General features: G+C 59.8%; 13 protein-coding genes. 9 read left to right on the forward strand and 4 right to left on the reverse strand.

Going from position 1 to position 14,321, the window contains the following annotated elements; translation table 11 throughout:
* Positions 1-100 precede the first annotated feature (100 nt).
* On the forward strand, positions 101-1,144 hold the full coding sequence (locus LJX92_RS00220) for an aminopeptidase (protein WP_228309161.1): 1,044 nt from the start codon (positions 101-103) through the stop codon (positions 1,142-1,144).
* Positions 1,145-1,229: 85 nt separating this feature from the next.
* Here the strand turns inward: LJX92_RS00220 and LJX92_RS00225 are convergent, their stop codons facing one another.
* Both LJX92_RS00225 and LJX92_RS00230 read right to left on the reverse strand, forming a co-directional pair.
* Entirely contained in the window at positions 1,230-1,889 is a 660-nt protein-coding gene (locus tag LJX92_RS00225; RefSeq protein WP_103734086.1) for an HAD family hydrolase, read from the reverse strand.
* The gene (locus tag LJX92_RS00230; protein ID WP_228309162.1) at positions 1,886-2,428 is read right to left on the reverse strand and encodes a gamma carbonic anhydrase family protein; all 543 of its coding nucleotides are present in this window, start codon (positions 2,426-2,428) and stop codon (positions 1,886-1,888) included. Before LJX92_RS00230 ends, LJX92_RS00225 begins: the two co-directional genes overlap by 4 nt.
* Before the next feature lie 54 nt (positions 2,429-2,482).
* On the opposite strand from LJX92_RS00230, the gene prlC reads away from it, so the two are divergent.
* Entirely contained in the window at positions 2,483-4,582 is a 2,100-nt protein-coding gene (gene prlC / locus LJX92_RS00235) for an oligopeptidase A (RefSeq protein ID WP_194439675.1), read from the forward strand.
* Positions 4,579-4,854 (forward strand): YheV family putative zinc ribbon protein, encoded by a 276-nt coding sequence (locus LJX92_RS00240; RefSeq protein WP_032878575.1) that lies wholly within the window; start codon positions 4,579-4,581, stop codon positions 4,852-4,854. Before prlC ends, LJX92_RS00240 begins: the two co-directional genes overlap by 4 nt.
* 106 nt (positions 4,855-4,960) lie before the next feature.
* On the opposite strand, the gene LJX92_RS00245 is transcribed toward LJX92_RS00240, so the two are convergent.
* A complete protein-coding gene (locus LJX92_RS00245; protein WP_032878574.1) occupies positions 4,961-5,617 on the reverse strand; it encodes a dual specificity protein phosphatase family protein in 657 nt (218 codons plus the stop codon).
* Positions 5,618-5,892: 275 nt separating this feature from the next.
* Between LJX92_RS00245 and LJX92_RS00250 the strand changes: the two genes are divergently transcribed.
* The 6 genes from LJX92_RS00250 (at position 5,893) to LJX92_RS00275 (ending at position 13,473) form a co-directional block, all read left to right on the forward strand.
* Positions 5,893-6,645, forward strand: coding sequence for a gluconate 2-dehydrogenase subunit 3 family protein (locus tag LJX92_RS00250; RefSeq protein WP_032878573.1), 753 nt, complete (start codon positions 5,893-5,895; stop codon positions 6,643-6,645).
* A 2-nt stretch (positions 6,646-6,647) separates the two neighbouring features.
* Entirely contained in the window at positions 6,648-8,432 is a 1,785-nt protein-coding gene (locus LJX92_RS00255) for a GMC family oxidoreductase (protein WP_228309163.1), read from the forward strand.
* Positions 8,433-8,444: 12 nt separating this feature from the next.
* Positions 8,445-9,743: a cytochrome c gene (locus LJX92_RS00260; protein WP_228309164.1), complete on the forward strand. Its 1,299-nt coding sequence runs from the start codon at positions 8,445-8,447 to the stop codon at positions 9,741-9,743.
* Positions 9,744-9,824: 81 nt separating this feature from the next.
* Positions 9,825-10,883: a PA0069 family radical SAM protein gene (locus LJX92_RS00265; protein WP_032878571.1), complete on the forward strand. Its 1,059-nt coding sequence runs from the start codon at positions 9,825-9,827 to the stop codon at positions 10,881-10,883.
* Positions 10,884-11,111: 228 nt separating this feature from the next.
* Positions 11,112-11,840, forward strand: coding sequence for a carbonic anhydrase (locus LJX92_RS00270; RefSeq protein WP_005783421.1), 729 nt, complete (start codon positions 11,112-11,114; stop codon positions 11,838-11,840).
* A gap of 85 nt (positions 11,841-11,925) precedes the next feature.
* A complete protein-coding gene (locus LJX92_RS00275; RefSeq protein WP_032878570.1) occupies positions 11,926-13,473 on the forward strand; it encodes a SulP family inorganic anion transporter in 1,548 nt (515 codons plus the stop codon).
* Positions 13,474-13,604: 131 nt separating this feature from the next.
* On the opposite strand, the gene LJX92_RS00280 is transcribed toward LJX92_RS00275, so the two are convergent.
* On the reverse strand, positions 13,605-14,252 hold the full coding sequence (locus LJX92_RS00280; RefSeq protein WP_032878569.1) for a hypothetical protein: 648 nt from the start codon (positions 14,250-14,252) through the stop codon (positions 13,605-13,607).
* Positions 14,253-14,321 lie beyond the last annotated feature (69 nt).

Here is a 14,321-nt window from a genome sequence, read left to right on the forward strand (position 1 = left end):
CAACGCGAGAAGAGCCTTGAGTATAAACATGCCGCGCCATGGAAAAATCCCGTTCAAGCGCGATAGTCTGGCGAATAAATCACCCAGGAGCAGTCGGTGCATGATCAGGTGTTTTCTTCCAGGGTTGATGGTTGTGCTACTCAGCGGTTGTTCCAGCGTCAGTTATTACAGTCAGTTGGCGAGCGGTCAGTGGCAGTTATTGCGGGCCCGGGAGCCGGTTGCCGAAGTTATCGCCGACCAGACTCGCCCTCAACTATTGCGCGAGCATCTCGTGCAATCGCAAAAAGCTCGCACCTTTGCCAGTGAGCACTTGCATCTGCCTGATAATCAAAGCTACCGGTTATACGCCGATATCGGCCGGCCCTATGTGGTCTGGAATGTCTTCGCCACGCAGGAATTTTCTCTGGCTCCTGAAAACCACTGCTTTCCCATCGCCGGTTGCGTTGCCTATCGCGGCTACTACAACCAAGGCGCGGCGCGTGGCGAGGCGGCGCTGTTGCGGCAACAAGGCATGGACGTGTCGATCGGTGGCGTCGAAGCCTATTCCACCCTGGGGTGGTTCAACGACCCGATCATGAGTTCGATGATGAGTTGGGGTGATGAGCGCCTCGCGACTCTGATCTTCCACGAACTGGCCCACCAGCGTTTCTACGTGAAGGATGACACCGAGTTCAACGAGTCATTCGCCACGTTCGTCGAGCAGGAAGGCACCCGTCAGTGGCGGGCGGCACGGGGCCTGGCGCCTGTCGGCGATGCGGCGTTGAAGCAGCGTGATCAGTTCATCCGACTCATTCTCGATACCCGCAAACGCCTGGAGGCGTTGTATGCGCAGCCGTTGGCGGCGCAGGTGATGCGGCAGGCCAAGGCCGCGCAGTTCGAGCGCTTGCGCACTGAATACCGGCAGATGCGTGATAGCCAATGGGGTGGCGAAAAGCCCTATGACGCTTGGATCAACCAGCCGATGAACAATGCGCGACTGTTGCCATTCGGGCTGTATGACCGGTGGGTGCCGGCGTTTGCGGCGTTGTTTGCGCAGGAGGGTGGGGATTGGGTGAGGTTTTATAAGGCGGTGGAGAGGTTGGGCGGGTTGCCGGTGGCGCAGCGTAAAGCAGCGTTGAGGCAGTTGGAAGGGGTTGGCCGTTAGGGCCTCATCGGGGGCAAGCCCCCTCCCACATTTTGATATGTGAACACATTCAAGTGTGGGAGCGGGCTTGCTCGCGAAAGCGGTTTCAAGAGCGCTGCAAAAATGCCTGGTGCATCTGTGCCAACGTCTCGAAGTGCCAGGTCGGCGCTTCGGCACTCAACTCTTCAAAACTGCCGAACCCATACCCTACCGCCGCCGAATCCAACCCATTGCTGCGTGCGCCGATCAGGTCATGCTTGCGATCACCGATCATCAAGGTTGTGGCCGGGTCCAGCCCTTCCTCACGGATCAAGTGGGCGATCAACTCGACCTTGTTGGTACGCGTGCCGTCCAGTTCGCTGCCGTAAATCACCTTGAAGTGCTTGGCAAAGTCGAAATGCCGCGCAATCTCGCGGGCAAATTCCCATGGCTTGGAGGTGGCCACGTACAGTTGGCGCCCTTGGCTGTTGAGTTCCTCCAGCAATGGCATCACGCCGTCGAACACGCGGTTTTCATACAGCCCGGTGACCTTGAAGCGCTCGCGGTAGAAATTCACCGCTTCCCAGGCCTTGGCCTCGTCGAAACCGTAGAAGTGCATGAACGCTTGCAGCAGAGGCGGGCCGATGAAATGTTCAAGCTTGGTCAGGTCAGGTTCGTCGATGCCCAATTTGCCAAGGGCGTACTGGATCGAACGGGTGATGCCCTCACGCGGATCGGTGAGCGTGCCGTCCAGGTCGAAGAGGACCGTTGGGTGGTTGAGGGTCATTGATCGAATCCTTCTGCCAGGTGCAGGTCCTTGAGCTTCACGTAGTTCGCAGCGCTGTAGGTGAAAAAGGCGCGCTCCTTGTCAGTCAGCGCGCGGACCTGTTTAACCGGGCTGCCCACATACAAAAAACCACTGTCGAGTTTCTTGCCGGGTGGCACCAGGCTGCCGGCGCCGATGATCACGTCGTCCTCGACCACGGCGCCGTCCATCACGATGCTGCTCATGCCAATCAAGACGCGGTTGCCCACCGTGCAACCATGCAGCATGACCTTGTGGGCGATGGTCACGTCGTCGCCGATCAGCAGCGGGAAACCATCAGGATTGAACGGCCCTGCATGGGTAATGTGCAACACGCAGCCGTCCTGCACACTGGTGCGTGCGCCGATGCGGATGCGGTGCATGTCGCCGCGAATCACCGTCAGCGGCCAAACCGAGCTGTCGGTGCCGATTTCGACATCGCCGATCACCACCGCCGAAATATCGACAAAAGCCCCGGCGCCCAGGGTTGGCGTGTGGTTCTGATAGGTGCGAAGGGTCACGATAGCCTCTCTCTCTTCTGCTGATAGCTGCGGTGGGTGTTGATTGTAATTAAGATGGCCCCATCTTTGTTCTTACATGTTTCTTCAGCCAAGGTGCCAACCGTGAGCGCGAACAACCCTCTTTTGCAGTCCTACGACCTGCCGCCGTTCTCGGCGATCCGTGCCGAGCACGTCCAGCCGGCCATCGAACAGATCCTCGCCGACAACCGTGTGGCTATCGCAGACATCCTGCAAAGCCAGGGCAAAAATCCGACATGGGCCGGTCTGGTCCTGGCCATGGATGAACTGAACGACCGCCTTGGCGCTGCCTGGAGCCCGGTCAGCCACCTCAATGCAGTGTGCAACAGCGCCGAGTTGCGTGAAGCCTACGAGGCTTGCCTGCCCGCCTTGAGTGCCTACTCCACCGAGATGGGTCAGAACCGTGAACTGTTCCAGGCTTTTGAAGCCCTGGCCAACAGCCCCGAGGCTGCTGGTTTTGATGTGGCGCAAAAAACCATTCTGGAGCATTCCCTGCGCGACTTCCGCCTCTCGGGCATCGACCTGCCGCCCGAGCAGCAAAAGCGCTACGCCGAAGTGCAAAGCAAGCTTTCCGAGCTGGGCAGCAAATTCTCCAACCAGTTGCTGGACGCTACCCAGGCCTGGACCAAGCACGTCACCGATGAAGCCACCCTCGCCGGCCTGACCGACTCGGCCAAGGCGCAAATGGCTGCCGCCGCCCAGGCCAAGGGCCTCGACGGCTGGCTGATCACCCTGGAATTCCCCAGCTATTACGCCGTGATGACCTATGCCCAGGACCGCGCCCTACGTGAAGAGGTCTACGCGGCCTACTGCACCCGTGCGTCGGACCAGGGCCCGAATGCCGGTCAGAACGATAACGGCCCGGTGATGGAACAGATTCTCGACCTGCGTCAGGAACTGGCCCAATTGTTGGGTTACGCGTCCTTCGCCGAGCTGAGCCTGGCGACCAAGATGGCCGACTCCAGCGACCAGGTGCTGAGCTTCCTGCGGGACCTGGCCAAACGCAGCAAGCCGTTCGCCACACAGGATCTGCAACAGCTCAAGGCTTACGCCGCCGAACAAGGCTGCGCCGACCTGCAAAGCTGGGATAGCGGTTTCTATGGCGAAAAATTGCGTGAGCAGCGCTACAGCGTGTCCCAGGAAGCCCTGCGTGCTTACTTCCCGATCGACAAGGTGTTGGGCGGCCTGTTTGCCATTGTGCAACGCCTGTACGGCATCGAGATTGCCGAACAGAAGGGCTTCGACACCTGGCACCCGGACGTTCGCCTGTTTGAAATCAAAGAAAATGGCGAGCACGTCGGGCGCTTCTTCTTCGACCTGTATGCCCGCGCCAACAAGCGTGGCGGTGCCTGGATGGACGGTGCCCGCGATCGTCGTCGCACCGTCGATGGCGTGCTGCAAAGCCCGGTCGCCAACCTGGTGTGCAACTTCACGCCAGCCGACAGCGGCAAGCCTGCGCTGCTCACCCACGATGAAGTCACCACCCTGTTCCACGAATTCGGCCACGGCCTGCATCACCTGCTGACTCGCGTCGAGCACGCCGGTGTATCCGGGATCAACGGCGTGGCGTGGGATGCGGTGGAATTGCCGAGCCAATTCATGGAGAACTGGTGCTGGGAGCCCGAGGGCCTGGCGCTGATCTCCGGCCACTATGAAACCGGCGAGCCCCTGCCCCAGGATCTGCTGGAAAAAATGCTCGCGGCGAAGAATTTCCAGTCCGGCCTGATGATGGTGCGTCAGCTGGAGTTCTCGTTGTTCGACTTTGAGCTGCACGCCACTCATGGCGATGGCCGCAGCGTGGCGCAGGTGCTTGAAGGTGTACGTGATGAAGTCTCGGTGATGCGTCCGCCGGCCTACAACCGCTTCCCCAACAGCTTCGCGCACATCTTCGCCGGTGGTTATGCGGCGGGTTACTACAGCTACAAATGGGCCGAAGTGCTTTCGGCCGATGCCTTCTCCAAGTTCGAAGAAGACGGTGTGCTCAATGCCCAGACCGGGCGTGCGTTTCGCGAAGCGATCCTGGCGCGTGGCGGTTCCCAGGCGCCGATGGTGCTGTTCGTCGACTTCCGCGGACGGGCGCCGTCGATTGACGCACTCTTGCGCCACAGCGGCCTGAGTGAGGACGCGGCAGCATGAGTGAAGCGCCTGTGATTACCAAAAAGCAATTTATCGCCGGGGCGGTCTGCCCGGCGTGCAGTGAGCCGGACAAGTTGAAAATGTGGACCGAAGACAGCGTGCCGCACCGCGAATGCGTGGCCTGCGGGTATACCGATACGTTGAATGATCAGGGGCTTTCGGTGCCCAAGGAGTTGGGCACGCGGGTCAATACATCGGCATTGAAAGCGCCGGCGGATCCAAAAGTGCAGGCGGTGCAGTTCTTCCCCAATCCCAAGCTCAAAAAAGACTAAACCGGACTCACTGTAGGAGCGAGCTTGCTCGCGAAAAACGTTAACGATAACGCGGTTTCCCTAAGTAAACGCGGTGTCATTCAGTTATTCGCAAGTAAGCTCACGCCTACAATTTTTTCTCTTCCTGGCCCGTTGTGGTGATCCAGTCTTTCATTGAGCACAACGCGAACGCGCTGGTGCTGCAATCGCCATTCGCCAAAGCTGTACGCAACTTGTCGACATCGGCTTTCATCATGTAGCGAACCCCGTCCTTGAAGCCATTGCTGCTGCCGAAGCCGCCCAAGGTCATCTCGTTCAGCGCGTCCTCCTTGCTCCATCCCTGAACCACCACCCGATACATCGCTGCCATCAGGCCAGTCCGGTCGGCGCCGTGCTTGCAGTGCATCAACACCGGGCCATCTGCTTCTGCTGTCTGAATCGCTCTGATCGCCGCCAACACGTCGGAATCGTCGACATGGTTGGTGCGATAGCTCAACTGCACCTGTTTGATATCAGATGATTTAAGCCACTGCGCATCAGATTCCGGCAAAAAGTTGATGACGGTAGCGATCTTGAGCTCTTCCAAAATGGGCAGTGCATCACCGTCTGGCAATGCGCTGCGATAGAGCGTGGGCGTCATTTGATGCAGGTTGTACTGGTCACCCACTGGTTGGGCCCATTCCGGCGAGCGGATCGAGATCGCGTCATCGGCCTGGGCTTGAAGCGTGTTGAACAGGGCCATGACCGCCAAGCCGAGGATAGGCAGTAATCGTGTGTTGAACATGGACAGTGTGACCGAATAAGGAAGTGGCTGATGGGCCGTAGATTCGCTTAGGGGCGGTCAATGTCGCGTGAGGTCTTCGTCAAAGAATTGTGATTCATCCGATCTGATCCGGTGTTTTTCTCGCTGAATCGACTCTTCTCAATTCTTAGCCTGCTATCATTTGTAACTATTGTTTGCCAATGTGTTCTATGTTTTTGGATCCCATTGCTTGGCAAGCCTTCACGCTGCTCCCAGAAGCGGCGGATAAACCCGTGACCACATGATGAGGTGTATCCATGTCTGATCAAGATCAAGACAACCCCCGGCGTGACTTTCTACGCAAATCCTTGACCTTGATCCCGGTGGTCACGGTTGCCAGCACCGGCCTGGGTGGTTCGATGCTGATGGCCACGCCGGAGCCTGCCCAAGCGGCGCCGGCCAAACCTGCGACGAGCGATAAAGCCTATGAGCCGAGCTATTTCACGGCCGAGGAATGGGCGTTCATCAACGCCGCCGTCGAGCGCTTGATTCCGGCTGATGCCCAAGGCCCTGGCGCACTGGAAGCTGGCGCGCCGGAATATATCGACCGCCAGATGAACACCCCTTACGCCAGCGGCGCCCTGTGGTTCATGCAAGGTCCCTTCAACGCCGATGCGCCGCCGGAAATGGGCTGGCAGAGCAAATTGGTACCCAAGGAAATCTATCGCCTGGGTATCGCCGCAACGGACGCTTGGTCGAAAGCGTTCAACGGCAAGGCTTTTGCTGCGCAAGACAGCGCTACCCGAGACGATATGCTACGCCGTCTGGAGGCCGGCGGCAGCGAAGTTGCCGCGCACTTCGACGCCGTGCCGCCAAAGATGTTCTTTAACCTGTTGCTGCAAAACACCAAGGAAGGTTTCTTCTGCGACCCGATCCATGGCGGCAATAAAGGCATGGTCGGCTGGACCATGATCGGCTTCCCCGGCGCCCGCGCCGACTTCATGGATTGGGTGGAACGCAACGAGCAATACCCCTTCCCGGCTGTTTCCATTCGCGGCGAGAGGGCATAAACGTGGCGACCATCATGAAGAAAGTGGATGCGGTGATTGTAGGCTTTGGCTGGACCGGCGCGATCATGGCCAAGGAGCTGACGGAAGCAGGCCTCAACGTGGTAGCGCTGGAGCGCGGCCCGATGCAGGACACTTATCCGGACGGCAACTATCCCCAGGTCATCGACGAATTGACCTACAGCGTGCGTAAGAAGCTGTTCCAGGACATTTCCAAAGAGACAGTAACCATTCGCCATAGTGTGAATGATGTGGCCTTGCCCAACCGTCAACTCGGTGCGTTCCTGCCGGGTAATGGCGTGGGCGGCGCGGGGCTGCACTGGTCTGGCGTGCATTTTCGTGTCGATCCGATCGAGTTGCGTATGCGCAGCCATTACGAGGAACGCTACGGGAAGAACTTCATTCCCAAGGACATGACCATCCAGGATTTCGGCGTCAGCTATGAAGAGCTGGAGCCGTTTTTCGACTATGCGGAAAAAGTCTTCGGTACCTCCGGGCAGGCCTGGACGGTCAAAGGTCAGTTGGTAGGCGAAGGCCGTGGGGGCAACCCTTACGCGCCGGATCGCTCCAACCCGTTCCCGTTGGAGGCGCAGAAGAATACGGTCTCCGCACAACTGTTTCAGAAAGCAGCGACGGAGGTGGGTTACAAGCCTTACAACCTGCCGTCGGCCAATACGTCGGGGCCATACACCAACCCCTACGGCGCGCAGATGGGACCGTGCAATTTCTGCGGCTTTTGCAGTGGCTACGTGTGCTACATGTATTCCAAAGCGTCGCCGAACGTGAACATCCTGCCGGCCCTGCGCCAGGTGCCCAACTTCGAGTTGCGGCCCAATTCCCACGTACTTAAGGTCAACCTCGACAGCACCAAGAAAAAAGCCACTGGCGTGACCTATATCGATGCCCAGGGCCGCGAATGCGAACAGCCGGCAGACCTGGTGATTCTGGGCGCGTTCCAGTTCCATAACGTGCGCCTGATGTTGCTGTCGGGCATCGGCAAACCCTACGACCCGATTACCAATGAGGGCGTGGTAGGCCGCAACTTCGCTTACCAGAACATGGGCACCATCAAGGCGTTCTTTGATAAGGACACCCACACCAACAACTTCATCGGCGCGGGCGGCAATGGCGTGGCCATCGACGACTTCAACGCCGACAACTTCGACCACGGCCCCCACGGCTTCGTGGGGGGCTCGCCGATGTGGGTCAACCAGGCGGGCAGCCGGCCGATTGCCGGTACTTCCAACCCGTCGGGCACGCCGGCCTGGGGCAGCGCCTGGAAGCGTGCCACCGCCGATTACTACACCCACCAGGTGTCGATGGATGCTCACGGTGCCCATCAATCCTACCGTAGTAACTATCTGGATCTGGATCCGGTTTACCGCGATGCCTACGGCCTGCCGCTGCTGCGCATGACGTTCGACTGGCAGGAAAACGACATCAAGATGAACCGCTTCATGGTCGAGAAAATGGGCAAGGTCGCACAGGCGATGAACCCCAAGGCCATCGCCGTGTTGGGTAAAAAAGTCGGTGATCACTTCAATACCGCCTCTTACCAGACCACCCACCTCAACGGCGGCGCCATCATGGGCACCGACCCGAAAACCAGTGCGTTGAACCGCTACCTGCAGTGTTGGGATGTGCACAACGTGTTCGTCCCGGGCGCGTCTGCTTTCCCACAGGGCTTGGGCTATAACCCTACCGGCCTGGTGGCAGCTTTGACCTATTGGTCAGCTCGAGCAATCCGCGAGCAGTACCTGAAAAACCCCGGCCCACTGGTTCAGGCATAAGGAGCGATGACCATGAAAGCACTCGTTATCGCCTCCCTGGCGCTCTTCAGCAGCTGCTCGGTGAGCGCTGCGGAATCTGACTTGATCAAGCAGGGTGAATACCTGGCACGTGCCGGCGACTGCGTGGCTTGCCACACCGCCAAAGGCGGCAAACCCTTCGCCGGTGGCCTGCCGATGGAAACGCCCATCGGCGTGATCTATTCCACCAACATCACCCCAGACAAGACCGGCCTGGGCGACTACAGCTTCGAAGACTTCGACAAGGCCGTGCGCCATGGCGTCGCCAAGAACGGCAGTACGCTTTACCCGGCGATGCCCTATCCGTCCTACGCGCGTGTCAGCGACAGCGATATGCAAGCGCTGTATGCGTACTTCATGAAGGGCGTCGAGCCGGTAGTCCAAGAGAACAAGGACAGCGATATCCCCTGGCCTTTGAGTATGCGTTGGCCGTTGGCCGCGTGGCGCTGGATGTTTGCGCCGGCGGTCGAGGTGCAGCCGTCACCAGCCGCAGCGGATCCGGTGATCAGCCGTGGCGCGTATTTGGTGGAAGGCCTGGGACACTGCGGCGCCTGCCATACGCCGCGTGCCCTGACCATGCAGGAAAAAGCCCTGAGCGCCACTGACGGCAACGACTTCCTGTCCGGCAGCGCGCCGTTGGAGGGCTGGATTGCGAAAAGCCTGCGTGGCGACCACAAGGACGGCCTCGGCAGCTGGAGCGAAGAGCAACTGGTGCAGTTTCTCAAGACCGGTCGCAGTGACCGCAGTGCGGTGTTCGGTGGTATGAGCGATGTTGTCGTCCACAGCATGCAGTACATGTCAGTAGATGACTTGACCGCTATCGCCCGTTACCTCAAGAGCCTGCCGGCGGTGGACCCTAAGGATCAGCCGCACCAGTACGACAAGCAGGTGGCCGAGGCGCTTTGGAAAGGTGATGACAGCAAGCCGGGCGCCTCGGTGTATATCGACAACTGCGCGGCCTGCCACCGCACCGATGGTCATGGCTATACGCGGGTGTTCCCGGCGCTGGCGGGTAACCCGGTCGTGCAGACGGCGGACGCCACGTCGTTGATCAACATTGTGTTGAACGGCGGCACCTTGCCGGCGACGCATACCGCGCCGTCCACCTTCACCATGCCGGCATTCGCCTGGCGCCTGTCGGACCAGGAAGTGGCCGATGTGGTCAGTTTTATCCGTGGCAGCTGGGGCAACCAAGGGGCGCCGGTAAACGCCAGCGATGTGGCAGGCCTGCGCAAAAGCGATATGCGCACCACGTCGGGCGATGATCTGGGGCAGGTGACGCAAAAGCACTGATCCCACTCTAGCCGCCCAACGGCACTGGTCAGCAACCCCGCGCCTCGATACTGTATATAAAAACAGTATCGAGGCGTTTTCATGACTACTGCGCTGCCGCCCCGGGGTCGGGGCACGGCCACCAACCTGCACAACCGGTTTGCACCTACGGTCAGCGTGGCCGAGGACGATGGCTGGTACCAGGAGGTGCCGCCCACTCAAGGCACCGAAGTGCGTATCGAAACGGCCAAGACCATCATCACCCGCAACAACTCGCCGGACTTGCCGTTCGATCGCTCGATCAACCCTTACCGCGGCTGTGAGCATGGGTGCATCTATTGTTATGCACGGCCCAGCCATGCCTATTGGGACATGTCCCCGGGGCTCGACTTCGAGACCCGGCTGATTGCCAAGAGCAATGCGGCCGATGTGCTGGAGCAGCAGCTGTCCAAGCCTGGCTATGTGTGCGCGCCGATCAACCTGGGCTCTAACACCGATCCGTACCAGCCTATCGAACGCGAATACAGGATCACGCGGCAAACCCTTGAAGTGCTGCTACGCTACCGTCACCCGGTGACGATCATCACCAAGGGCTCGCTGATCCTGCGTGATCTGGACCTGCTCACCGAGTTGGCCCGTCAGCGCCTGGTGGCGGTGATGATCAGCCTGACCAGCCTGGATGACGAGCTCAAGCGCATCCTGGAGCCACGCACGGCGGCGCCGAAGGCGCGGTTGCGGGCCATTCGGGTGATGCGCGACGCGGGTATTGCGGTGGGTGTGTTGTGCTCGCCGATGATTCCGATGATCAACGACAGTGAGCTGGAAAACCTGCTGACCGAGGCTCATGCGGCCGGTGCGCAAAGCGCGGCGTACATGATGCTGCGCCTGCCGTTGGAAGTGGCGCCGCTGTTCGAGGAGTGGCTGGCGGCACACTACCCGCAGCGTGCGGCTCATGTGATGAGCCTGGTGCGTCAGGTACGCGGTGGTGAGGTGTATGACAGTCGCTTCGGTGTGCGCATGCGGGGTGAAGGGCCCTTTGCCGATTTGCTGGCTCAACGCTTCAGCAAGGCGATCAAGCGTTTGGGGCTGAACCGACGCGAAGGATTCAACCTGGATTGCACCGCATTCTGCCCACCGGGCAGACAGATGACATTGTTGTAAACTGAAGAAGATGGCGGTGAATTTACCGTAGGAATAGTCGCCTTTTGACATCACTGAAACCCGCGATCTAGAGCGTTTCATTCAGTTTGAGTTAAGTTTCAGCGGTTACCTTGTTCAGCGAGTGACTGACGAGTCGGTGCCCTGTTCTGCGGTGGTTTTACAACTATTTCACTGCCCTGGCGTCGAACTGACCTGAACCCTCCCCTGCATTGATCAAGAGGATGAATCATGAGTGACAAGGATAAACAGCCGTTGGCTGCGTCGGCTTCAGCCCCTGTGGCGGAGTCCGCCGATGCAGCGCTGCAACACATCGTTGACGGTTTTTTGCATTTCCATCACGACGTCTTCCCTCAGCAGGAAGAACTCTTCAAGAAACTTGCCACGGCCCAGAGCCCGCGGGCAATGTTCATTACCTGCGCCGACTCGCGCATCGTGCCCGAGCTGATTACCCAAAGCTCCCCGGGCGACCTGTTCGTGACCCGTAACGTCGGTAACGTGGTGCCTCCCTACGGCCAAATGAACGGTGGTGTCTCCACGGCCATCGAGTATGCGGTGCTTGCCCTTGGTGTACAGCACATCATTGTGTGCGGGCACTCCGACTGCGGCGCGATGCGCGCGGTACTCAACCCAGACAGCCTGGAAAAGATGCCGACGGTCAAGGCATGGCTGCGTCACGCCGAGGTCGCCAAGACCATGGTCCATGACAACTGCGACTGCGCCAACGAAGGCGAGAGCATGGCGGTGCTGACCGAAGAAAACGTTATCGCCCAACTGCAACATTTGCGCACCCACCCTTCCGTGGCTTCGCGCATGGCCAATGGTCATTTGTTTATCCATGGCTGGATCTACAACATCGAGACCAGCGAAATTCGGGCCTACGATGCGGACAAAGCGGCGTTCCGACCGCTGAACGGCACCGAGCCGATCCCTTCAGCGACGCCTAAAGCGCGCTTCTAAAACACTTCCCTGCCGGGTAACGCGGTGGCTGCCATGGACGCAGCCAGGCTTTACCGCGCCCGGCGAATGCCTCGGGAGAGTCATCATGCGTGCTGCTCAATTGAAAGCTGTTTTGCCACGAGAGCTGCTCGCCTCGGTGGTTGTTTTTCTGGTTGCCTTGCCGCTGTGCATGGGCATTGCGATCGCATCCGGTATGCCGCCGGCCAAGGGGCTGATCACCGGGATCATCGGTGGCCTGGTGGTGGGCTGGTTGGCGGGGTCGCCGCTGCAAGTCAGCGGCCCGGCGGCGGGTTTGGCGGTACTGGTGTTCGAACTGGTGCGCCAACACGGCATGATGATGCTGGGGCCGATCCTGCTGCTGGCCGGCTTCCTACAACTGGTGGCCGGGCGTTTGCGCCTGGGTTGCTGGTTTCGTGTCACGGCGCCGGCGGTTGTCTACGGCATGTTGGCGGGGATCGGCGTGTTGATTGTGCTTTCGCAGATCCATGTGATGCTTGATGGGGCGCCCAAGCCATCCGGGCTGGATAACCTGGCAGGCTTCCCGGCGGCGGTGGCTGAAGCGCTTCCGACCTTGGGTGGCGGGCTCGGGTGGCAGGCCGGCCTGCTCGGTCTGTCGACCATGTTGGTCATGTACCTGTGGGACAAATTCCGCCCGCGGCAATTGCGTTTTGTGCCGGGCGCCCTGCTGGGGGTGGGGCTGGCGACCGTCACCAGTCTGGTGCTGGCCCTGCAGGTCAAGCGCGTGGAGGTCCCGGAAAATCTCGCGGATGCCATTGACTGGCTGCGCCCCAGCGATCTGCTCAACCTGGCTGACCCACAGCTGTTGATCGCAGCTTTCGCCGTAGCGTTTATCGCCAGCGCCGAAACCCTGCTGTCTGCCGCAGCGGTGGATCGTATGCACAGCGGCCAGCGTTCCGATTTCGATAAGGAATTGTCTGCCCAAGGTGTCGGCAACATGCTCTGCGGCCTGGTGGGTGCCCTGCCGATGACCGGCGTGATCGTGCGCAGCTCGGCCAACGTCCAGGCCGGGGCTACCACTCGCTTGTCGGCGATGTTCCATGGCCTGTGGTTGCTCGGCTTCGTGCTCTTGCTGTCGAGCGTGCTGCAAAGCATTCCGGTCGCGAGCCTGGCGGGTGTGCTGGTGTACACCGGGATCAAGCTGGTGGACGTCAAGGCGTTCAAGGCGCTGGGACGTTACGGGCGAATGCCGATGTTCACCTATGCGGCCACGGCACTGGCGATCATCTTCACCGACTTGCTGACCGGTGTGCTGGTGGGCTTCGGACTTACGCTGCTCAAACTGGCCTTCAAGGCTTCGCGGCTGAAAGTCAGCTTGATCGACCTGCCTCAAGAGGGGGAGATGGAGCTGCGCTTGACGGGTGCGGCGACCTTTCTGAAAGTGCCGGCGCTGACTCAGGTGCTGTCGGCGGTGCCTGCGGGGACCACGTTGCATGTGCCGCTGAGTAACTTGAGTTACATCGACCACTCTTGTCTGGAATTGCTGGAGGAGTGGGGACGGGCCAATGCGGCCAAGGGCTCGACGCTGGTGATCGAGGCACGGGGATTGAAGCGCCGGCTGGAAGGCCGAGTGCGTACGACGGTGGGAATAGGTTCGGCGCCGTCCGTTACCTGACGAAACCCGATCAAAAAATGTGGGAGGGGGCTTGCTCCCGATAGCGGTGGACCAGTCAAAATCTCTTTGGCTGATACACCCCAATCGGGAGCAAGCCCCCTCCCACATTTGATCGCCGTAAAATGGCAGTTTTATGCAGGCTGATCCAGCGTCAGCTCAACCCCAAGCTGGCGCGACAGGCACGGCCAGCGCTTCCATGCCGCTTCGGTGCTCGGGCTCTTCAGGGTCTCGCGGTACGCCTCGACCGACTCCAGCGCAAAACTGTCTTCGTTGAGCATTTCATCCACTGCGTGGTGTACGGCTTCATCCAATTGGTTGGCGAATGTTTCGCCGATCAATTGATGGGCAATCACGTTGGCCACGGTGGTATCCGCCGGAATCAACGGCTGGCCGAAATGCTTGATATACAGATCGTTGACCTCCTCCACCAAGCGATGGGCCAGGTAAGCTTCGTCCAGCAGGCCGTCCAGACCTTCGTGGCCGGCCAGGATCGCGGGGGGTTGCAGGAAGAAGTGTTCGGCGATTTTCAGCACCGGCTTGATCTGGCTTTCAATTCCGGCCTCGCGGGCCACGTCATTGGCAGCGTCCAGCAAATCGGGAACCAGGTCGATGTAAGCGGTGACAAAGCGCGTCATAACGATGTTGCGATCACCGTCAGCCAGGGAAATGGCCGAGTGCAGGTGCGGCAATTGTTGTCCCAACTGAGTGGCAAGTTGGCCGGTGCTGGCTTCGTGTTGATGGGCACGGGAAATCTGCTCGCGCAATGCGGCGGTGTTCATGAAGGCTCCAGTGAAACAGGCGTAGGAAAAGGGAGAGGATAAGGTAGTTCGTTTATACGAGCGCCTAAG

Origin of the sequence: Pseudomonas sp. HN8-3, assembly GCF_020790195.1 — a bacterium.
GTDB lineage: Bacteria > Pseudomonadota > Gammaproteobacteria > Pseudomonadales > Pseudomonadaceae > Aquipseudomonas > Aquipseudomonas synxantha_A.